We start from the raw sequence: 21197 nt of genomic DNA on the forward strand, positions 1-21197 counted from the left end.
TGTCATTAAGAAATCTGGGGTCTTCCCTCAGCCAATCTGTCAATACCTCAGATCTTCCAAAAGAAAAGAGGTAAGTTTATACGTCTTACCTCTTTTGTAGATAGCAGCTTTTTGCCGTTACAACGCATTGCCTCTAGGTAAAACCTCTTCAGGGAAGACAAAATTTTCGTGAATTTGATCCTGAGGAGCCATCCAAGCTCTAAGACCCTCATTGAGCAGGATGTTTTTGGTATAAAACGTTTCAAATTCTGGATCTTCTGCTGCACGGATCTCTTGGCTAACAAAATCATAGGCTCTCATGTTGAGGGCAATGCCGACTAGCCCAATCGCCGAAGCCCACAGCCCAGTCACGGGAACAAATAACATAAAGAAGTGCAGCCAGCGCTTGTTCGAAAAGGCTATTCCAAAGATCTGAGACCAGAAGCGATTGGCCGTTACCATGGAATAGGTTTCTTCTGACTGGGTGGGACTAAAACCACTAAAGGTGTTGGCATCTTTAGTGTCCTCAAATAAAGTGTTTTCTACCGTTGCCCCATGGATGGCGCAGAGCAGTGCCCCACCTAAGATACCCGCCACCCCCATCATATGAAAGGGATTAAGGGTCAGGTTATGAAACCCTTGGACAAATAGTAAAAAGCGGAAAATACTGGCTACGCCCCAACTGGGAGCAAAGAACCAACTGGATTGCCCTAAGGGATACATTAAAAAAACAGAAACAAAAACGGCAATGGGACCACTAAAAGCAACTGCGTTATAAGGTCGCACATTTACTAGCCGAGCAATTTCAAATTGCCGCAGCATAAAACCAATCAGCCCAAAGGCACCATGTAAAGTCACAAAGTTCCACATGCCCCCAAGTTGGCACCATCGAGTAAAATCTCCTCTAGCCTCTGGTCCCCACAGCAAGAGTAAGGAATGTCCCATACTATCCGCAGGGGTAGAGACGGCTGCAGTTAGAAAATTGCACCCTTCGAGATAAGAACTCGCGAGGCCGTGGGTATACCACGAGGTGACAAAAGTCGTTCCCGTAAACCATCCGCCAATGGACAAGAACGCACAGGGGAATAGTAATAACCCTGACCAGCCTATAAAGACAAAGCGATCGCGTTTCAACCAATCGTCGAGGACATCGAACCAGCCTCGCTCTTGGACACGTCCAAGTGCAACTGTCATAGAATAACCTCCAGACAAGTGATGAGTAATCTTGATTTGTGGATGCAGTTATAACTCAGTTCCTAACTGCATGAGCAGCCCACCAGGAAACATCGCAGATGAAGATCCGGTGTTGTGCTGTGTCACTCCATGTGGCTGCAGGCAAGTTTAGAATATTCCACCCATCTCTTACGAATTGCTGCTTGAGCAATCAGATAGGTTAACGGAATTATCTGCCGGTAGAAGCTTTATCTGACAAAAAACAGAAGGCTTAATGCGCTAAATGTGCCCTTAAAATTTCAAAAAAGACTTAGCTGGTAAAACTCAATCTTTTAGGGCTACGCAAATGGTGCTTTGACAACATCACAGGCCGATAAAATATTCGTTGTTTAGGGTGCTTTTTGGATGCCTGATAAGTGTCTGATAGCTTAGAAGGGACTTCTATCCAGCAATGGGGACAAAACCAGCTTACTCTCTCAAAGCGGATTTGTCGTAGCAATGGATTCGAGCAGCAAGGACAGTCAGTCATAAGCTTTGTAGAAACGATTGCCGGGGAAAATGATTCTGTTCGGTATTAACCTTAGTTTGCAATCATGAGGAAGTTGTGAGGATAGACTTAAAGATCTCCGGTTAAGCCGAGAGGGAAGCGTCACTATCCCTCTCTTTGCAAAGGTTTTATACCTTCTGGAAGATGGGCTAATGGGTATGTAATAATCATCGCAATCTGAAACCTTCAAGTCTATGCGCCGTTGGCTGAAAAAACTATACGACCACCCATTTTTGCCTGCGGTAGCTTCTCTGGGAAATACCCCACAAGATCGGCAGGTTGCTGAGCAATGGTCAACCTGGATGAAACAGCAGTGGTATGACCATGGCCTCAAGGAGCTGAAGCAGCAGCGCAATTTAATGACTGAGGTGCGACAGGCGTTGAAGAAGCAGTTGGGTGAGGAACATGTGGTCGTGGAGACCATGAATTTTTCACGGGATGAGTGGATTCAAATTAATTTGTCGATCAATGATCGAGTCGCAGCCCGTAATGAACAGCAAGGGCTGATAGAGCAACCAGATGCCATTGTTGATCGCGCCAAGATGCTCTTGGATAGCCGAGACTGGTCAGAAGTTGCCGCTGGATTAGCAGTGGTCACTGGACGTCGCTGCACAGAGCTATTACAAACGGCTGAATTTAATTATTCCTCTCCCTATAGTGTGTGGTTCAATGGAGCCTTGAAGCGTCGGAAAGAAGCGATGGAATTACGCTTTGAAATTCCCACCCTTGCACCGGCTAAACATGCGATCGCAGCCCTAGATCTCCTCCGGCAGCGAGTCAATACCGTGGGGTTGGAACTGGAAACCATCAATCGAAAGTACAGTCCTCCCGTGGCTAAAGCGTGCGATCGCTATTTTGCTGAACTGATTCCTCAACGAGCTGGGCGGGGCAATCTCTATACTCATCTATTTCGGACGATCTATGCTCGGATCGCTACCCATTGGTATGCTCCACCCACTGTGGCGGATGTTGAGTATATGGCAGCGATCCAAGGTCATTTTTTGATCCAAAATGAGCAAGATACGACGCTTCGCCGGTCCCTTGCCTCCACTCGACACTACAATGACTACAAAATTGGGGACGGCGAGGGAAATATAGATGGCCGTCAAGGCATCCGACTACGGGATCCAGGAGTACAGGTCCTGCAAGTCTTCCAAAGTGCCGCCCCTCAACTTGAACCAGACCCCCTCACTGAATGGGAAGAACAACCAATGATCCGACCAGTTAAACGTCAACGCCAACGCCCCAAGCGGGAAATTTCGACCCTAAGGCTTTATCAAGATGAACGGGATCGCTGGCTTCAAGTGCTCGACCAGTTTGAACCTCGGGGTACCCAGCAAGAAAAGATGTCCGTGTTGCTGGAATGGCTGGAGCAATCCTTAAAAGACGGTACCTCTGTTCATGAAACCCCGGACGATTTAGAACAGCTGGCTCACCTCTTTATTGAGCCACTGCAACCCCTCAGAGATCCTGAGGCCATCCGCACTTTGTGTCAGCAGGAAATTGCTGACCTAGAGCAGGACTACTATCTAGAAGATTACTTGCCGCTGTATAAACGGGCGATCGCAGAAGCCATTCGCTCGGGACAGCTGCCTTTATTAGACGGAAAAACAGCAGAACGAACCAGCTATACCAAAGAGGGCGTCAATTACGAGCAGCGCACCCATTATGCCCTATTATTTCTAGACAATTTGGATCATGAATTGGAAGCTCCCAAATCTGATCCGCCGCAGCGAGTTACACCTATAAAATCGGACATTACACCTACAAATGATTCAACGCTTGATCAAACAACCCCACCATCCGCAACCGATCAAAAATTAGATACCCTGACCACGGTGCTGACACAGCTTGTCCAAGTGATGCAGGGGGAGCAGGCCGCTCCACACCCCACTCCAGAGCTGGATACTGCTCAGAATGAAAGCGCCCAAAATAATGGCCACGCTCATCCGGCTGAATCTCCTGAACTTTCTACTGCAGATCCAGACCCTTCTTCTCCTAAAAAGAGAGGAAGGCGGGCAGGGAAGACGTCTGCCGCTGCAGAGGCCAAAATCTCCCAGGCCATTAATGCAATCATGGACTACAACAATGTTTCCACTCGGACCTTTGATGAAAAATGGATGATTAGCTCATCTATCCTCAAACGGCTCACTAAGTCCTACCAAGGCGTGATTCAGCGAGTCCTAGATGCCCGCAAAGATGAAATTAAGCTTCACCATCAGGCCCATGGATTGAAAGGCCGTCATAATACTCGCCACGGTCGAGCTGGGGTCACCATTGATCAAGTGATTCAGCTGGACTTTGATTAAGTGTTTGACAATGGCAGATTAACTCGCTATTCTGTTCCCTCAAAACATCAATGGTTGGAGGGAATGGTCGTCTATTACAACTCTAGTAAATAGGCATCTAACGACAGAAGCTGCGTTTGGAGGCAGGTTACGCTTATAAGCTATGAATAGTAATAGTTTTAGGCCCTTTCAATAAATATTGCTTGTTGAGAATTCAATCGGCTTGCAAATGCTGTAAGACCAAAATGGGTTCATCACCATCGTGCATTTATACAAAATCGCCTTGTATCACAGCTATGGTCGTTTGAGGCCAAATAGGGAGAGAGCTACTTTTTGGGTGAAATGAAATTCTACCCTTTGTTCAGGAATCCATATGTTTAGCCAAGAGCTTTTTCGCCATGGGTTTGTATAGCAGGTAGAAGATAGTCTCGATATACCGGAGCATATCTTCCCTTTTTTCCCTAGAAGTGTAGTTCCAAAAACCGTATATTTTAGCGAGGGAAAGTAATCGACTGGTGTGAATTTTCCAAGTGTAGGTAGTGTAGACCCGCTCTATCGCTTGTTCTGAAATTTGTTGCCAATAGTCTGGATTGGTTGCACATTCTTTGGCAAACTCTAGCAATTTAGTCGCAATTTCTTCATTATGGGTGGGGTTGATATAAAAGCCATCGATGCCATCTCGAATGATTTCTAGTGGTCCCCCAAACCGAGTTGCAAAAGTGGGGAGCCCAGAAATCATGGCTTCTAAAACCGTTAACCCAAAGGCTTCAAATAGGGCGGGTTGAACAAAAATACCTTTGTGATCGGCAACAACTCGATAGATTTCACCTGAATCTTGCTTGGGAAAGCGTACCCCTAACCAACGGATTTTGCCATGCAAATTGTATTGATCAATTATTCGGTATAGTCGCTCGATTTCGTTGATTTCTTCGTGATCCACTGAATCACTGGTTCTCAGCTTTCCAGCCACTAGAATGAGGTTGTAGTGGTCTTGGAGTTGAGGATGTTGGCCAAAGCATTCTGCTAAACCCGTCAAATTTTTAATCCGATCCAAACGAGCCATGGAAAACAGTGGCGGTTTTCCTGGATTGTCTAAATGGCCAAAGACATGTTCAGGGTCTTCGAGGGTAAACAGCAATTCTTCCAGTCGGTCTATATCCCCGGGTGTTCTCTCCTGATGCCGTGTGAAGGGAAAATAGACACTTTCGTTGACGCCAGGGGGAACAACATTAAATTTAGGACTGAACAATTCGGCTCCATAAACAACATGGTACAGATCGGGCATTGTAAAGGAGCGATAGCTTTCATACTGACCAATGGTATCGGGGCGACCCGCGATTTCTTGATAGGTACTAGTGACAATAAAATTCGCCGCATTCATGGCAATTAGATCGGCGGTAAACTGCATGGAGAAGTGATACTGCTCCTCTAAATCCTGCCAATACAGATTACTGAACAGATACTTCGACTTTTCAAGAGCATGGGCAACGTTGCACTGGGTTACTCCTAACCGACGGGAGAGGAGAAAGGCGACTAAGTTACCGTCTGTATAGTTACCCACGATCAAATCCGGTAAGCCCCGAAACTCGGCCAGTAGTTCCCGCTCAGCATCGATGGCGTAGGTCTCTAGGTAGGGCCATATCTCAAATCGGGAAATCCAGTTCTGGGTGTATTTGGGATTTAGCTCTCGGAAGGGAACGCGCAAAATCCATACATTGTCGGTGGCATGAACCTTTTCTAGCCGCTGATTGCAGAGGGTTCCTTCACTATTGGGAATCAATCGAGACAAAATAATAAGCTTTGGCTGAACTTCTAAGGTATCTAGCCCTGCAAACTGAAGATCTTCTTGCAGCTGCTTCTCTAGGCTTTTTGCTTGATCAAGGACATAAACAACCTGCCCACCCGTATCGGGTCTGCCCAAAACCCCTTCTTGACCAAAGTAGCCGTGAATTGAAACCAGCACGATCTTAAAGATCATGGGAATGCGAGAGATAAAGGCTTCCAACACCTGATCGTCAGGAGAATCGATTAGCTCATCCAGCATTTCTAAAGTTTCTAGAACTCTGGCCGCGGTATTCCCCCAACCTGGTTCAAAACCCAACTCTTGGAAGTTAAATCTAAATTCCGGATAGGGCTGTTCTGGGGGGAGTCCCCCCACTAAGCTAATGGCTTGCTTTACGCACTCAGATAGATGTTCGGGGCTTTGGATCCTTTGATTAATCAGAAGTTGAGTGCCGTTATAGGAATGAAGTTTGAGGAATGAAAAGAGAGAGAAGAGCCATTGTTGAGGTCCCTCAAACATCTTGCTCGATAAGTATCGGTTGAGATATTGAACGCCTCGACCAATATTCTTGGGATCTCGGATGACGGGAGAATAGTCATAGAAAGGACGGAAATCAATTTCGAGGATGTCGCCCTCTTGGGGATGATAGTGCCCTACAAATCGATCGCGCAGATCCAATAGCTCATCAATCTGGATTTGCTCATAGACTAATTCTCGAGGATCTAAGCGGTAAGCTTCTTCAGATGCGATTTTGGGTCGAATAATCAGATAGAGGTTTTCATCCTCGACCAGGATTTCCTGGGTGTAGTAAATCAGCTTTTGCAATCGTGATGAGAGTTGAAATGCAGGAGTCTTCTCATATTTCTCGCAGAAGGTGTCAAATACGCTCAGAATGTCGTTGCGGAGTAAATAGCGTTCGGGTTGATTATGAACTTCACTGGCAAACTGTCGCAAATCCGTTTTTTCATCGCTATTTAAGACCGCTTGAATCAACTGAGACATAAAGATGCTCCGGACATGGGACCTAGGAATATATTAAGTCTGATAGCAACAGACGTATCAATAGTGTTGTAAGGGGTTACGAATGTTAAACATTGCAGGCATAAAAAAAGCTGACCCTGAGGCCAGCTATTAGGATTTTGGGAACGCGCAGAGAAATTAGCGATGGAGAACCAACTTGACATTGGCGTTCTGGAGCTCAGGTCGCTTAATTTCTGACAATGTTTTGGTGACGGCGTACTTTTGATTAATAGAGTTAATGAGTTCGGTTTGATTATGCTTTTTGGCAACGCCCCATAGATCAGCAATCAGATCAAAGGAGCCATCAGTATTATGGGACCAACCCAAATCATATTCACCGTCTAAAACTGCAACGATGTCTGCCCGAACACGTTGGCCGTTATAGCCCCGCACATCGGCATTTGTTTTAACTTCAATACCGAGATCCTTCAGGGAAGACTTAAGAATTTCAGCTTCCGTGATCTTGGTGCGGAGAGTGCTAAAGTGTGACATTGGATGTTCCTCCAGGAATTGAGATAACAACGTTTGGTTGGGATAAACCGCAACGCTGACAGAATTGCGGTTGGATGGACTAGCGTATAGCTAGTGGTTCCTCCTGTTGGGAACAGGAGAAAGCTTTTAGAACTCAAGTCGCTGATATTCTGCGACTGAGGCTGCTGCAGGGCGGGCTCTTTGGCGAGCCCAGTCCCGTAAGGCCATTACCTGCTCGGTCATTGTCTTGGAGAGGGGTAAGGTGGAGCGGCTGGCGGCAATAATATCGAGTTGCGTGAATTCGCGATTTTGGGAAAAAGCTTCGTACATGGCGGCGATGACGACCTGTTCAATTTCTGCTCCCGAAAAGCCTTCGCAAACGTTTGCGAGTTCAGCTAAGTTAAAACGGGAAATATCTCGACGACGCTGGGAGAGATGAATATTAAAAATTTGCTGGCGCTCTTGGGGGTTGGGCAAATCGACAAAGAAAATTTCGTCAAAACGGCCTTTACGCAGAAATTCTCCAGGTAAGCGTTCAACCCGGTTAGCGGTAGCCATCACAAAGACGGGAGAAGTCTTTTCCTGCATCCAGGTTAAAAACGACCCGAAAATTCGGCTGGAGGTGCCGCCGTCTGAATCTGCCGATCCGGCACCACCCGCAAAGGCCTTGTCCATCTCATCAATAAATAAGATAGCTGGAGAAATAGACTCAGCGGTTTTGAGGGCACTTCGTAAATTGGCTTCTGACCGTCCTACGGTGGAGCCGTCATAGACACGTCCCATATCTAAGCGGAGGAGGGGTAAGCCCCATAACCGTGAAGTGGTTTTGGCAATCAGGGACTTTCCGCATCCAGGAACCCCCAAAATTAACATGCCTTTGGGTTGGGGTAAGCCATATTCCCGTGCCCGTTCAGTAAAGGCTTCCGACCGCTGGGTCAGCCAATGCTTCAATTCTTCTAAACCACCGACGGCATCAATGGTGTGATCACTTTCGATATAGTCTAGAATGCCATTGCGGCGAATAAGCTGCTTCTTTTCGGAGAGCACAACTTCAACTTCGGCTTCTGTGAGTTGACCCGCTGTTACTTTGGCTTTGCGATAAACTTTTTCAGCTTCATCTTTGGTCAATCCGAGGGCTGCTTTTAGCAGTTTTTCCCGTGCTGGAGTGCCTAGGGACCGCCCTGTAAACTGCAACTGCTGATCCAGAACATCTTGGAGTTCAGCCAGGTTAGGGAAGGGATAGTCGAGAACGACCATTTCCGTCTCCAACTCATGGGGAACCTGATGAACAGGAGACATCAAGATGATGGTTTTTCGGGTGTTTTTAAAGCTTGCGATCGCATCTCGTAACCATCGCATCACTTCAGCATTATCTAGAAACGGATGCAGATCCTTAAAAATAAAGATGGCGTCTTGACGTTCCCCAATGGCTGATTGGATCGCCATCTGGGGAGAAACAGTACTATGTTGGGTGGAACTGCGGGGCTGTCCATGCTCAACGGTTCCCCGAGTCAACGTCCAAACAAAAACCTTTCGTTCCTGCCTTTGAGCAATGGCAGCAATCGCTTCCTCTGCCCGTTCTTCCTCGGGGGTAACGAGGTAGATCAAAGGATATTGAGCTTGAATAAGAATACTTAGCTCTTCTTTCATGACCTTTGTCTCCCAATGCAGGGTTGACTACAGAGGATGCATGAAGTTGGACAGACAGCTATTAAAGAATAGGCCGAAAAATCAGACGCCCGCTCCCACGAGTTCTTCAGCTGCAGGTTGAACCTTCAGTCCATCATCACTTAACATGGCAGGCTGCTCTTTCATTGAAACCAACTCACCCGCACGCAAAACGACAGTCGTCGTACATTCGGGACAGGCATATACTTGATGGGTCGCCCCATAAGCAGATACTTCTGTTTGCTCCACCACCTCAGGATGACCCAGGTAGAAATCAATGGCCCGTTCAGCAATGGCTGACATGGGCTCTGCATCAACGGCAGCTCGAATTTTGAGTTGACGATGCAGGTCGGGTGGTAGGTAAAGAGTAACCTTTTGTTTGTCTTGCATATGGCTTAGTAAATGGATACCCGGGTATTAAGGAACAGCTTAAAGATTAGACACATTGCTGTCAAGCTGTCAAACCGTTATGACGTCAATTTCTTCATATAAGTACATAAAGTATGGGCTCATACTTGAATCTGAGTGACGGCAATATTGCCCTGAAAACAAATATCCACATCACTACCCAGTTCGCGATCTCGGCCATGATAATTGCCTACATACACTAAACCTGCTTCTTCTTGGCGATAGGCGACGGGTAAAGGTTGTCTGGACAGTGGACATTGAATAATTTCAGGATCGGGGGCCCCTGGAGGCAGATGGGGGAAGTTTACATTCCAAAATGCTTGTGAAGGTAGGGGCTGGTCCTGTAAGTGCTGGATGACCCGTTTGGCCCAGCGAGTTGAGCGGGACCAGTCGATGGGGCGGTCTCGGCGATGATATTGAGAAAGGGCTATACCGGGAATACGATGCAAGGCAGCTTCTCGGACGGCGGCAACCGTTCCCGAAACATAGATATCTGAGCCTAAGTTACCGCCCATATTGATGCCGGAAAAAACCCAAGTCAGCTTGGGACAGAGATGCTGGAGGGCTACCCGAACGCAATCGACTGGCGTTCCGCCAATACCATAGCTGGCAAGCAGATTAGACCCCGCTGGCCGCTGGTCGATGGTAATGGGGGCAGAAGTTGTGACTTGATGTCCACAACCAGAATGGTGGGTTTGGGGTGCAATCAACAAAGCTGGCTGCTCCATCGCCTGTGCTAAGGCTGCAATGCCTGGGGCATCAATGCCGTCATCGTTGGTGAGAATCCAAGTCATGCCAAAAGGCACATCATAGTATTTCCTCAGACGATGTGGGAAAGTCCGAGACGATAGAGATTAAAGATTGGCGTGGTGGGTTGAGCAATTGCGGCCGGATTGTTTGGAATAGTACAAGGCCTGATCGGCTTCATTGATGAGTTCTTTGGCTGTTTTATAGGTAGAGTCTTGATCTGCGATCGCAGTGGCAACTCCCACACTGATTGTAATTTCTTGAATGGGCCAGCCATAATTATCTACCGCCTGCCGTAACGACTCGGCTACAGTAAATGAACCCTGCTGGTCACTGTCTGGCAAACACACCACAAATTCTTCCCCACCATAGCGACCGGCCAAGTCGCTTCTGCGTAAGTTGGTTTTGAGGATACCTGAAATTAAGACAAGGGCTTGGTCCCCAGCTGAGTGACCATAGGAATCATTAAAGGTTTTGAAGTAATCTACATCCAGCAATAGGATTGACAAAGGGCGTTGAGTGCGGGCGGCAAAAGACTGATATTGCTGGAGTTGAGTTAAAAACCCCCTCCGATTCATCAACTCCGTTAAAGAATCGGTATAAGCTAGTTCGGTGAGTCGAAAATTCTCTTGCAGAATCCCCTCTTGAAATCGTTTGAGGGCCTCACTCTCTCGGGCAATACCCAAGATAGAGTTTGAGCTGGAGTCAAAGCTAAAGGACCAAGTTAAATAAGCCTGATTTCCGTCTGCTTTGCAGTGTAAGGTTTCAAAGTTAGGAATACTTTGGTTGATCGTCGATTGGAGAACCTGCTGAGTTTGCTGTATCCATTCAGCATGGACAAAATCAAGAAATGATCGCCCGTGGACTCGGCTCGTATCCCAGCCAAATAGCTGAGTAAATGAGGTGTTTACTCGGTGAATGGTGTAATTGGGCTTCAATATGCAGATAATCTCTGGGCAAATATTGAAGAGTTGGTCCAGATTTGGTTCCAAGGTAAGTTTCGACTGAAGAGGGACTTGTTGTTCGGCTAAGAGATTAATCTTGATATTCCTGAAAAAACGGTTTTTGGGGCCGAATTACGAGATCAATATAGTGTCAGTGACTCATTTGGCTAACGACAGAAGTGACTTAAATAGAGAAATGCTATAGATTCTATTCTGTCTTAAGATACCCGAAAAGAACTGGCTTGATACCTGAGAACTTTTGATGTGTTGAGAGTTAAATTGAGCCGTTTATGCATCTACTTTTTAGACACTCGCTGATTTAATACCCTGACGCAGTCCCTTCGCCTCGGGGGTCAGCTGCACCAAACAATTTATCTTGGGGGGTCACTTCAATTAAGTTGGCATTGCCCCATTGAGTTCTCATCTGAATGTCATGTCCGCGCTGTTTTAGTGCTTCCACAGTGGTTGGGGGAAATTTCACCCGTTCTTCAATGCGTAAGGGCAGAGGCCGCCATTGATGGTGAACTTTAGGGGCGTTAATGGCGGTGGCGACGTCCTGTTCAAACACCAACACATTCATCACTAACTGCAATACGGTGGTGATAATCGTGCTGCCCCCGGCGGCACCCACGACAAGTCTTAGTTTTCCTGCCTCGGTGACGATGGTCGGCGTCATGCTGGAGAGAGGCTTTTTGGCGGGTGCGATCGCATTTTGAGTATTGCCAACTAATCCAAAGGCATTGGGAATCCCCGGTGCAGTTGCAAAATCATCCATCTCATTATTAAGAAGGATGCCAGTTCCGGGGACGACGACCCCAGCCCCAAAGCCTAAATTGAGGGTAAATGTGAGGCTAACGGCATTGCGATCGCGATCCACTACATTTAAGTGACTGGTATCATTCGATTCTTTTTGTAGCCACTTCAAGGTTCGAGCATCCATGGCCTTGACCTGGTCTGCTGGACGAGCTTGATTGGGATCAATCTCCTGAAAGCGACGTTGGGCATATTGGGGACTGATCAGTTCCTGGACGGGAACCTCAACAAAATCAGCATCTCCAAGATATTCGGCACGATCGGCATAGGCAATTTTCATCGCCTCTACCAGGGCATGTACATAGTCGGGATGATCGGACTTGGCTGGAAATGGCAGGCCGAGGGTGAGTAGATTGAGGATTTGGTTGAGATGAACTCCCCCCGAAGAAGGCGGAGGCATGGAGCAGACCTGCATTTGTTGGAACTCGCCACATAAGGGCTCTCGCCAAGTGGGGGCATAGGTCCTTAAATCCCAAAGGGAAACAAGGCCATCGTTATTGCGCATATCCTTGGCTATGGCTAGGGCAATAGAGCCAGAGTAAAAGTCCTGCGGATCCTGAGCGAGACGTTTTAGGGTTTTAGCTAAGTCGGTTTGGATCAGGCGACTGCCAACCGTCAAGGGTTGACCCTTAGTCAGAAAAATCTCCCGAGCAGCGGGATTTGCTGCCAGGGCCTTTTGACGCAGGCGGATGATACGGTGGGTGCGATCGCTGACCACAAATCCCTCTTCAGCCAGTTTGATCGCAGGATTTAGTAACGTTTGCCAAGGCAATCGACCATGTTTTTGGTGAATAGCTTGCAACCCCGCAATAGTTCCCGGTACGGCGACGGCTCGATGGCCGTCAATACTGGCTCGGGGAATCACCTGACCCTCTGCATCAAGGTAGAGTCGAGAATCTGCTTTGAGGGGAGCCCGCTCGCGAAAATCCAGAGCGATCATCTGATCGGTCTCCTCCAGTCGCAGAAGCAAGAACCCCCCTCCTCCAATCCCTGCTGAGAAGGGTTCCGCTACTGAGATGGCCATCGCTGTGGCCACGGCAGCATCCACCGCATTACCACCTTGTTTGAGGATCTCTAAGCCAACCCTCGTTGCGTCGGGATGAGTAGAGGTGACGAGGCCAGTTCGGCCTTGAACAAGAGGTGGAGCGGCTATACCAGGCCCTGCTAAGGAGCTGATTGTCAAACATATGCTAGAGTAGGCAGCCCAAAATTTTAGTAGCACCATGGTTGTTTATTGATAGCCGAACGAGGAGACTTTATAAATGCAAAATCCAATCAGCAATTAGCTTAGCGTGGAATAGGGAGACTAACTGGATTTCACCGCCATTGGGCTCACTGCAATCAATTTTGAGCTTTCTACCCGCCCTTATGCATCAGCAACTAATATTTGGGATTCAATATTGTCCCAAACTGATTGTGAGAATGATAATGCAGACTTCTGACAGTGAATGATAACAATCATTGCTTTGAGATAATGATTGAGGGAATCCAATTCTTCCAAGGAAAAGCTGACCAAATCGAACTTGACTTTAAACGCATTAATCCAGATCTGCTGGGCTCGCTTAGCGAACACTAAATTCTCCTCAAAAGGCGCTGAGTCACTGGGGATATCACCTTTTAGTGATTCAAGATCGTTCACTAATTTATTAAAGTCGACAGAGTTGAATATTTTTGCTTCTTTGAACTTTTTGGCGCTAATGATTGAAATTTTAATAGCACGTAAAAATGCATTTTTATGGGTGCTTTCTATGCCGCAATACATCACTGTATCGGTTGTTCTATTGCGATCTAAAGCCAGAGTTAGTAGTCGTTTGTGCGTTAGGGTGCCTGTAAGCTCACGAGCTAAATCATAGGTATAGTACAGTTTCTTTTTGAGATTGGCATCCTCTGGATTTGCGAAACGGGTAATAGCATAGAGAGGATGTACACCAGGGAAAAAGAGTCCAATTGCAGTCGCTCTTTTGGCTGCTACCTTGAAATCACCTTCCGTATTTTGAGTCATTAGATCCGCACATCGAAGTAACTTCTGGAGTGCTGAAGAATTTTCCACATAGCTATGGGCATGCTTTGCCATGATTTGTAAAATTTTGTCAGCCTTACTCATACCTGATAGCAATAAGAAAATTTCTTGCCACCGATCATCCGTTAGATATTCTCCAATCAACTCCTGTAAAAGTGAGTCATCATGTTTAGACTGAGCAAAAATGTACTGGGCAGCTAGAAATTCTTGAATGGTTAAGTGTGAGAAGGAGTACACTGCCTCGACCCGCTCAACCAATAGTCCATGCTGTAATTCAATTGATTTCAAGACTTTCTTGCCATCAATTAACGCAACATCCGGCAGCATTTCACTCAATAGATCTTCAAGCTGCTGGGTTAGGGTTCGTCTTGTGATAAATAGTTCATCTCTTTGAAAGGCATCAAACGCAATTTTTGAAAGAATAATCTCTTTGCGTTTGATGGCTAGTCCTTTATAAATACTTTCTCTGGGCACATCTTTTTCAGCATCCCACTCTTCTAAGAGCACCCACAGAGACTTTTCATACAAGGTTGCTCTATGTTTCGGGAACTGTCCTTCCCTTTGAAAAACGAGACAAAGCATGGTGAGCAGTAATGGTGTTCGAGTCAGCTCTTTGGCGGCTGTATTACTGTCAGTATTCAGTTGCTCCCAACATTTTCGACCCTGTTGGGGCTGCTTATGAAACCATTTTTCTATAAATTGCCCGATCTGATGGTCATCAAATTCAGCAATGACAACATCTGTAAAGTTGCGGAGATTATATTTATAGGCCGCAGGTCTACAGGTAATGATGAACCGATTTTGGTGAAATCGATTGGCAAAATCTTGAATTTTTGATATTGCCTCGCTCATTTGTTCTATCGGTACTTCATCTAGCCCATCTAGCAATAACAGCAAATTCCCTTGAACCAGAGCCTTCTCTAAAAAATGTTGAGGTTTAGGAAATCCACAAATTTTGAATTCTTCAATAATTGCGGATTCCAGATCAACTTCTGTAAAACTAAATTTTTTAAGCTCAATAAAGACGGGAATGCAGTTATGCTGATAGCCACCTTGATCCTTATGATTTAGAGTTTCTAGGCCTATTTTCCGTAAGAAGGTGGATTTGCCTGTACCAGGACCGCCTAATACCATTAGATATTGATATGTATTGGCTATCTCTAAGCCAGACTGTCGTTTAGCCCGCTTTTCTTCTCGCAAAAAAACTTTTCGCTGCCGGTAGTTCTCTTCCAGCCAATTAATGGACGCAGAGCTAAGAACGGAATCTTCATTGAGTAAGTGCATCGTGGTATAGAGGGAGTCCAGCTGGGCTGGCCCTCTCATCCCCAATACCTTCAAAATGCCATGACGTTCCGAATACCGTTTCAAATACTCTTCCGTAGAAAAATAGCATTGCTGATGGCTATGGGGACCAGATTGATAGTTGAGTGAAGCGTTTAGTGTTCTATTTCTTTCGGCAACGCTATAAGTAACACCTTGTAAAGTGGGAATTGATTGGCTTGTGTTATAACCATAGTCAGTGACTTGTTTAGATTTAGAGGGTCTAAGACGCTCCCATTCGTCGTGAAACTTTGCTAAATTCTCTGCAGTACTGTACCGATTAAACCAAAGCTTAATTGTAAAATTCCACTTGTGCGATCCTCTTGGCTGAGACCGGTTATCTACAAGGATATTTAGGAACTTTTCTAATAGTTTGAGTGAATTTTTGACTTGATTGTTATTAAGCTGACCATGATAGGTATCAGTCTGGGTTAGGCTCACTAAAGCCTGAACCGTTGTCTCGACCACTAGTTGATAGTCTGTCTGCCAATTGACTCTGATTTTTGATCGGAGTTGCTCACTAATTTCGAATTCATCATTGGCATAGGCAATTAATCCTTCAAGCAGACGCTTTGTCCTTCGTCTAGGGACTGGACCATAGGTTAAATGATTTCTCCCATTCTCATGATCGGGATATTGGCCAGAGTCAAACATGGGCCGAGGTCGAATGTATTACAGGATATGTACAGTAGATACAACATGCAAACCTAATCATAGATCTAGATGCTGTCGGTTCTGGTTATTACACCGCGAATAAAGTTAATAGCAATTGATAGGTTGGGCAACTGTTCTTAACTCTAGAATCTTTTATTGGTATAGCTTCTTGCGATTATAAAGTACCTGTTGCTTGTTGTTACTAGCATCAAGTTATCAGTGGTTATATGGACTAGTCGCAACGTTGTTGTTTGGTCTGGTGAGACTTTGTTGTTGTTTGAGGGGTAAGTCTCCTCATTAGCTCAAAGGGTTTCAGTGTGTTTGTCAAAGATGGATTTTTTACGGGGGATTAAGTTGTAAAAAACGAATGGTTTTCGACTTTGCTATTCTCTAGACGATGCAAGACATATGAATATCACTGATCGAGATTCAAATCCAATAGATGCAGAAGTTCTTCCATTATTGCTGGAGGCTCGTCAATATCCCCCAGGTCATCATAAGAGGAAGCAATGTTTATCGAAAATAATTAGGATTATCCAAAAATCGAAAAAGCTTTGGTACGAACATACCCCATACTATGAAGATGCTCTACAGCTGACCTGGCTTTATTTTTGCCAGAATATTTGTGAAGAAGGTACCGGTAAGCAATTTGACCCAGATCGCAGTAGCATCATCACTTGGTTAAATCAGTATCTCAAATGGCGTTTGCGAGACTTCCAGATCAGCAAGGCTCAGTATCATGCCAGATTTTGTTTTCCTATCTCTTCAACTGGGGCAAATCAAGCTTGTGATGCCATGGCAAACCTTGCCGCTCCACCAGATATCCCTCCAATTTTAGAAGTGACCCGTCATTGGGTAGAAACAGATCCGACTGGAGAATTGCGTGGGTTGCATATCCTCAATCGTCCTGATGTGAATTGCCAAGTCTTGTTATTGAAGCGCATCTTCTCAGATATGCAATGGGACCAAATTTCTCAGGAGTTCGATTTGCCTATTTCTACACTGAGTAGTTTTTTTCAGCGACGATGTATGCCGGTGGTCAAGAAGTTTGGCGAACAGCAGGGCTTTCTTGATCATAAGCACCCTTGAGACGTTATACCTGCATGGATTGGTAACAGTTCCTACCTGACTTTTCACGGTAACTCCTGGAGTTATTTTCCCATAGAGGTTCTAGAAAATCTTTCTCCATACAACTACGATGACTAAACCCCGAGTATGGAGATGATTAGGATGCAGACATGGTGGAAGAAAAACTTTGCTGAGTGTCAATTCAGTGATCAGCGCTTGACCCATCGAGCCTTAAAGATTGGTCAAGCAATTTGCGAAGGCTTCGGCCAAGCCCTGTCGAGCATTTTCAAGACTGCAACAGAGCTCAAACGCTCTTATGAATTTTCGCCAATGGGAAAACTAGCTTTGCTCTTGTGATTACGCCTCATTGTCGTGCAACCGCCCGAGCCATTGCTGAGGAAGAGATTACCTTGTGCGTGGGTGATACGAGCTTTTTAGATTACGGAGGCATCAAGAAGAAGCGTCAAGGCTATGGTCCTCAAGGCAATGGGGGAAATGGCTTATTGCTCCACAGTGCCTTAGCTGTTGACCCGGCGCAGGGTCAGCCGTTGGGGTTGCTATGGCAAAAGGTATGGAATCGTCAGCATCGACCCCAGCCTCCGAAAAAGGAAACCCCGCGACAAAAGAAGAAGCGTCAGGCAAAGGCGCGAAAAGCTTCTCGGAATCGACCGTTTGAGCAAAAGGAATCCTATCGTTGGGTGGAGGCCATGCAAGCCGTAGAGAAAATAGTGAGTCCGTCAACCCGCACCATCCATGTGTTCGACCGAGAAGGAGACATCGCCGAAGTGTTCGAGCAGCTCAACCATCTTCGCAACACAGGGGTTGTGGTCAGAGCCTCACATAATCGTCGACTTGAGCAAGACCCTAATCGGCTGTGGGAAAAGCTGGAAGCCCAAAGGGTTCAATTGGAGTATGAAATTGACTTACCCAAAACGAAAGACCGGAGTGCACATACAGCCAAGCTAGTGGTGCGCTGTTGTCTTGTCCAACTGCAGCGACCCACCCGTCTAGCTGATAGTCACCCCCTCCAAGTCTATGCCGTTTATGCCACAGAAGTAGATCCCCCAGAGGATGAAGACCCTGTCTCATGGATGTTGCTCACGAGTGAAGCGGTCACCACGGTGGAGATGGCCCAGACCATTTTGCGCTGGTACACATACCGATGGAGAGTGGAGGAATATCACAAAATTCTCAAATCAGGGACTCAGGCGGAGCGGTATCGTTTGGCGGCTGAGGGGATGAAAACCTTATTGGGATTCCTATGTGTCACTGCTGTAGAGCTATTGCGTCTGACCTACTTAGAACGCACATCTCCGCAACGTCCTGCTCAAGATGTCGTCACACCTTTGCAACTCAAGGTTCTTATTTCTAAGACACCGAAAGTTCCCAAACCCCTCACTGTTTCTTGGGCAGTGAAGGCGGTTGCACGACTCGGAGGATACTTGGAGCATCGTCGCAATACACCGATTGGGATTCAAGTCCTTTGGAAAGGATGGGCTAAGTTAAATCTCCTGATGGAGGGCTGGCAGTTAGCAACCCAGGAGACTTACCGTGAAAAGTCAGGTTCCTACACCCAAAAAGTAGGGCTTGATCAAAGTGTCTCTATCAAGGTGCTGATTCAATTCAGGGCAGCACTGGGATGTTTTTTAGCCCTTTGTAAAGTAATCTACCAACCGATTTCTACTACCCTTCTATAGGATGTAGAAGTAAGCTGCTAACGGAAGTGAATGGTATAGCTGTTGTGAGTTGTGGCCTCCTAGTTCCACTATCTATGAGCCCCTTCATGTGATTTTTCTGCCAAACTCAATGGTCCTGGTGCTTCGCTCCAATCTAATAGGGGAAGGCTATATTTGGTGTATAACGCTCCCATGTATAGGGGTTAGGATCTGGGTTGACAATAAAGATCCTCGGTTCTGTGATGGGTGTTGAATGGGGAACATCTATGAAATCACAATGGCTTTCCAAGTATTCGTTATCGTCTGCAGATGCAGAGCGATTAGACCAATTTTTTGACGACATTCAGAAAGAATCGAAGCTGTTTTTAGGGTATCCCTGTAACGGCATTTTTGATTACTCCCCTCTGTATCGATTTCTGCAATTCCCCCTCAACAATGTGGGGGATCCTTTTCTTGCCAGTAACTATCACCTCAATACCCACGCTTTTGAATGTGAACTACTGGAAATTTTTCAAGACTTAACCCAAGCTCCTCCGGGAAGTACTTGGGGCTATATTACCAATGGTGGAACTGAGGGGAACCATTATGGTTTATTTCTTGCGCGGGAGTTAATGCCAGGGGGCATCGTTTACTATTCTCAAGATGCCCATTACTCCATCGATAAAATTCTGCGCTGTCTGAATTTAGATAGCATTATGATTCGGAGTCAGCCGGATGGCTCGATGGATTTAGACGATCTGCGAGAGACCTTACGGATTCACCGGGATGTGCCGGCGATTGTGTGTGCCACGATTGGAACCACTATGAAAGGGGCCGTTGATGATATTGCTGGAATTCAAGGGATTTTTCAGGATCTAGCTTTGAAGCGTCATTATCTCCATGCTGATGCAGCTTTGGGGGGGATGGTTCTTCCGTTTATTGATACTGCGCCTCCATGGAACTTTGCGGATGGCATTGATAGTATTGCCATTAGTGGCCATAAAATGATTGGTTCGCCGATTCCCTGCGGTGTGGTCTTGGCGAAAAAAGGTAATGTTGATCGAATTGCTCAAAGTGTGGAATATATCGGCACCTTGGATACCACTCTCAGTGGATCTCGAAATGGCTTTACACCGTTGTTTCTTTGGTATGCATTTCATACGATTGGTGTGGACGGATTTAAGCAGATCGTGCCGAACTGCTTAAAGATGGCAGACTATGCTATTGCCCAGCTGAATCAACTTGACCGCAATGCTTGGCGACATCCCTATTCCAATATTGTGGTGTTTGATCGCCCTTCCCCTGTGGTAACCCAGCGATGGCAGTTGGCTTGTAATGGTTCTTTGACTCATCTGATTGCTATGCCCCATGTGGTAAAAGAGCAAGTTGATCAATTGGTGGCTGATATTCAGTCCTTGGAGTCACCACCAGAACCATCTTTAACCGATCTGCCGGTCTGTGAAACGACTTTAGGGGAAACCAACGAAGAAATTACCCTGGTCGGTTCATCTGAAGAGTATTTGCTGACTCAGATATCTGTGGCTTTGGCGTCAGCGGGAATTTCCATTGAAGATATTACGGCGGTCCAGGCCGCAGGGGGGAGCATCATCCAGCTGAAGGTGAATGACCGGGCTCGGGCATTACAGATTTTGAATGAGCATTTAGATATCGGTCGTTGTCATGGTCAGTATCGGCCCTTTAATACAGAATCCGCGACCCAAATGCTGACTCAGGCAGATTATCAGACGGTTAGCCAAGATGCCCTGTTAGTGAAGCTGAATGATAAGCCTGGGGCTTTGGCAGAGTTGATGAAGAAATGTCGAGAACATGCGATCTCGATCCGTAGTGTCCGCCTTGTATGGCGAGGACAAGGCAGTGCCCTGGTTGAAATCGCCTCGGATCAACATCAAACCTTGCAGAGTCTCTTGGTTGATCAGGTTGTTGTGCAATAGCTGTAAATCGCAAAGTCTTTATTGTCACCAGCTAGGTTGTTCTCATTAAACACTGCAAAGATTGTTCCAACCCTATCAATACATTGGGGAAATTAAGAGTACTGAACAGACTAAATACTGATTCACCAAAGCCTAAAATTAATGATGCCTGATATTTTTGACTATATTTTGGGAGATAGATATATCCTTCCTCTCCTTGCCTTAACTGTGGTTAGTTTTTTACTTTCAGTTCAGCATTTTTATAACACCAATACTGATAATTCCGAATATCAGTCTAGTCATTCAAGTCAAGCTGCATCCGAAACTAAAACGCAATCCAAGGGAGGCTGGAAAATTAACTTATTGTTTATCGCTGGTGGCTTGTTTTACCTCAGAGTAGTCGGTAATTTAGTGGGTTTTTCTCGTGCAGACTTTTACCTGGACGAAGACGGTTTGAGTGGGAAAGCTGGCCTTCTATTGATTAGTGGTTACTACGTAGTTATATTCTTTATTATTCTCGCTAGAAGAGCTGGTGAATGGCTTAGCAAAAGATTAAACAATCAAACATAATGTTGCTCTTCTAAATGCCTTTGTTGCATGAATCGAGTAAAGGTTACATGCACTACCTCTGCCCTGTATCCTTAAATCAACCCAAACAGTATCAGGTTTGGCAATCTGAATCAGTCGATTGAGTACTGCACACTGCAG

The 21197-nt window shown here is 46.0% G+C and carries 14 protein-coding genes and 1 pseudogene; 6 read left to right on the forward strand and 9 right to left on the reverse strand.

Annotated elements, in window-relative coordinates:
• Window positions 1-117: 117 nt before the first annotated feature.
• A complete protein-coding gene (gene psbD, locus AM1_RS27280) occupies window positions 118-1173 on the reverse strand; it encodes a photosystem II D2 protein (photosystem q(a) protein) (protein ID WP_012166176.1) in 1056 nt (351 codons plus the stop codon).
• A gap of 395 nt (window positions 1174-1568) precedes the next feature.
• Between psbD and AM1_RS42375 the strand changes: the two genes are divergently transcribed.
• Both AM1_RS42375 and AM1_RS27285 read left to right on the forward strand, forming a co-directional pair.
• The gene (locus AM1_RS42375; protein WP_012166177.1) at window positions 1569-1730 is read left to right on the forward strand and encodes a hypothetical protein; all 162 of its coding nucleotides are present in this window, start codon (window positions 1569-1571) and stop codon (window positions 1728-1730) included.
• Window positions 1731-1893: 163 nt separating this feature from the next.
• Window positions 1894-4008 carry a protelomerase family protein gene (locus AM1_RS27285; RefSeq protein WP_012166178.1) on the forward strand — a complete coding sequence of 705 codons (2115 nt, stop codon included), beginning with the start codon at window positions 1894-1896 and terminating at the stop codon, window positions 4006-4008.
• Window positions 4009-4348: 340 nt separating this feature from the next.
• Here AM1_RS27285 and AM1_RS27290 read toward each other — a convergent pair whose 3' ends face one another.
• From AM1_RS27290 to AM1_RS27325, 8 genes are all read right to left on the reverse strand, one after another.
• Window positions 4349-6772 carry a sucrose synthase gene (locus AM1_RS27290; protein ID WP_012166179.1) on the reverse strand — a complete coding sequence of 808 codons (2424 nt, stop codon included), beginning with the start codon at window positions 6770-6772 and terminating at the stop codon, window positions 4349-4351.
• 156 nt (window positions 6773-6928) lie between these two features.
• Complete coding sequence (locus AM1_RS27295) at window positions 6929-7282, reverse strand: DUF1257 domain-containing protein (RefSeq protein ID WP_012166180.1); 354 nt, start codon at window positions 7280-7282, stop codon at window positions 6929-6931.
• Window positions 7283-7408: 126 nt separating this feature from the next.
• Window positions 7409-8911: a stress-responsive protein Ycf46 gene (gene ycf46 / locus AM1_RS27300; RefSeq protein ID WP_012166181.1), complete on the reverse strand. Its 1503-nt coding sequence runs from the start codon at window positions 8909-8911 to the stop codon at window positions 7409-7411.
• Window positions 8912-8992: 81 nt separating this feature from the next.
• The gene (locus AM1_RS27305; RefSeq protein WP_012166182.1) at window positions 8993-9319 is read right to left on the reverse strand and encodes a hypothetical protein; all 327 of its coding nucleotides are present in this window, start codon (window positions 9317-9319) and stop codon (window positions 8993-8995) included.
• Window positions 9320-9438: 119 nt separating this feature from the next.
• Entirely contained in the window at window positions 9439-10131 is a 693-nt protein-coding gene (surE, locus tag AM1_RS27310; RefSeq protein WP_012166183.1) for a 5'/3'-nucleotidase SurE, read from the reverse strand.
• Between the two features lie 60 nt (window positions 10132-10191).
• The gene (locus AM1_RS27315) at window positions 10192-11076 is read right to left on the reverse strand and encodes a sensor domain-containing diguanylate cyclase (RefSeq protein ID WP_012166184.1); all 885 of its coding nucleotides are present in this window, start codon (window positions 11074-11076) and stop codon (window positions 10192-10194) included.
• A 271-nt stretch (window positions 11077-11347) separates the two neighbouring features.
• On the reverse strand, window positions 11348-13066 hold the full coding sequence (gene ggt, locus AM1_RS27320; protein ID WP_012166186.1) for a gamma-glutamyltransferase: 1719 nt from the start codon (window positions 13064-13066) through the stop codon (window positions 11348-11350).
• 141 nt (window positions 13067-13207) lie between these two features.
• Window positions 13208-15835, reverse strand: coding sequence for an NACHT domain-containing protein (locus AM1_RS27325; protein WP_012166187.1), 2628 nt, complete (start codon window positions 15833-15835; stop codon window positions 13208-13210).
• A gap of 408 nt (window positions 15836-16243) precedes the next feature.
• On the opposite strand from AM1_RS27325, the gene AM1_RS27330 reads away from it, so the two are divergent.
• The 4 genes and pseudogenes from AM1_RS27330 to AM1_RS27350 all read left to right on the forward strand — a co-directional run bounded on the left by AM1_RS27330 (window position 16244) and on the right by AM1_RS27350 (window position 21059).
• The gene (locus AM1_RS27330) at window positions 16244-16924 is read left to right on the forward strand and encodes a hypothetical protein (protein WP_010473062.1); all 681 of its coding nucleotides are present in this window, start codon (window positions 16244-16246) and stop codon (window positions 16922-16924) included.
• Between the two features lie 141 nt (window positions 16925-17065).
• Window positions 17066-18450: pseudogene (locus AM1_RS27340) on the forward strand (IS4 family transposase); the annotation flags it as partial.
• A 395-nt stretch (window positions 18451-18845) separates the two neighbouring features.
• Window positions 18846-20510 carry a histidine decarboxylase gene (locus AM1_RS27345; RefSeq protein WP_012166190.1) on the forward strand — a complete coding sequence of 555 codons (1665 nt, stop codon included), beginning with the start codon at window positions 18846-18848 and terminating at the stop codon, window positions 20508-20510.
• A 141-nt stretch (window positions 20511-20651) separates the two neighbouring features.
• Window positions 20652-21059 (forward strand): hypothetical protein, encoded by a 408-nt coding sequence (locus tag AM1_RS27350; protein ID WP_012166191.1) that lies wholly within the window; start codon window positions 20652-20654, stop codon window positions 21057-21059.
• The last annotated feature ends 138 nt before the right edge of the window (window positions 21060-21197 follow it).

Source organism: Acaryochloris marina MBIC11017, from assembly GCF_000018105.1.
Taxonomy (GTDB): domain Bacteria; phylum Cyanobacteriota; class Cyanobacteriia; order Thermosynechococcales; family Thermosynechococcaceae; genus Acaryochloris; species Acaryochloris marina.

Coding starts and splice junctions, on each gene's coding strand:
- psbD (WP_012166176.1), bottom strand. CDS start 1,173: ATGACAGTTGCACTTGGACGTGTCCAAGAGCGAGGCTGGTTCGATGTC.
- AM1_RS27285 (WP_012166178.1), top strand. CDS start 1,894: ATGCGCCGTTGGCTGAAAAAACTATACGACCACCCATTTTTGCCTGCG.
- AM1_RS27290 (WP_012166179.1), bottom strand. CDS start 6,772: ATGTCTCAGTTGATTCAAGCGGTCTTAAATAGCGATGAAAAAACGGAT.
- AM1_RS27295 (WP_012166180.1), bottom strand. CDS start 7,282: ATGTCACACTTTAGCACTCTCCGCACCAAGATCACGGAAGCTGAAATT.
- ycf46 (WP_012166181.1), bottom strand. CDS start 8,911: ATGAAAGAAGAGCTAAGTATTCTTATTCAAGCTCAATATCCTTTGATC.
- AM1_RS27305 (WP_012166182.1), bottom strand. CDS start 9,319: ATGCAAGACAAACAAAAGGTTACTCTTTACCTACCACCCGACCTGCAT.
- surE (WP_012166183.1), bottom strand. CDS start 10,131: ATGACTTGGATTCTCACCAACGATGACGGCATTGATGCCCCAGGCATT.
- ggt (WP_012166186.1), bottom strand. CDS start 13,066: ATGGTGCTACTAAAATTTTGGGCTGCCTACTCTAGCATATGTTTGACA.
- AM1_RS27325 (WP_012166187.1), bottom strand. CDS start 15,835: ATGTTTGACTCTGGCCAATATCCCGATCATGAGAATGGGAGAAATCAT.
- AM1_RS27330 (WP_010473062.1), top strand. CDS start 16,244: ATGAATATCACTGATCGAGATTCAAATCCAATAGATGCAGAAGTTCTT.
- AM1_RS27345 (WP_012166190.1), top strand. CDS start 18,846: ATGAAATCACAATGGCTTTCCAAGTATTCGTTATCGTCTGCAGATGCA.
- AM1_RS27350 (WP_012166191.1), top strand. CDS start 20,652: ATGATGCCTGATATTTTTGACTATATTTTGGGAGATAGATATATCCTT.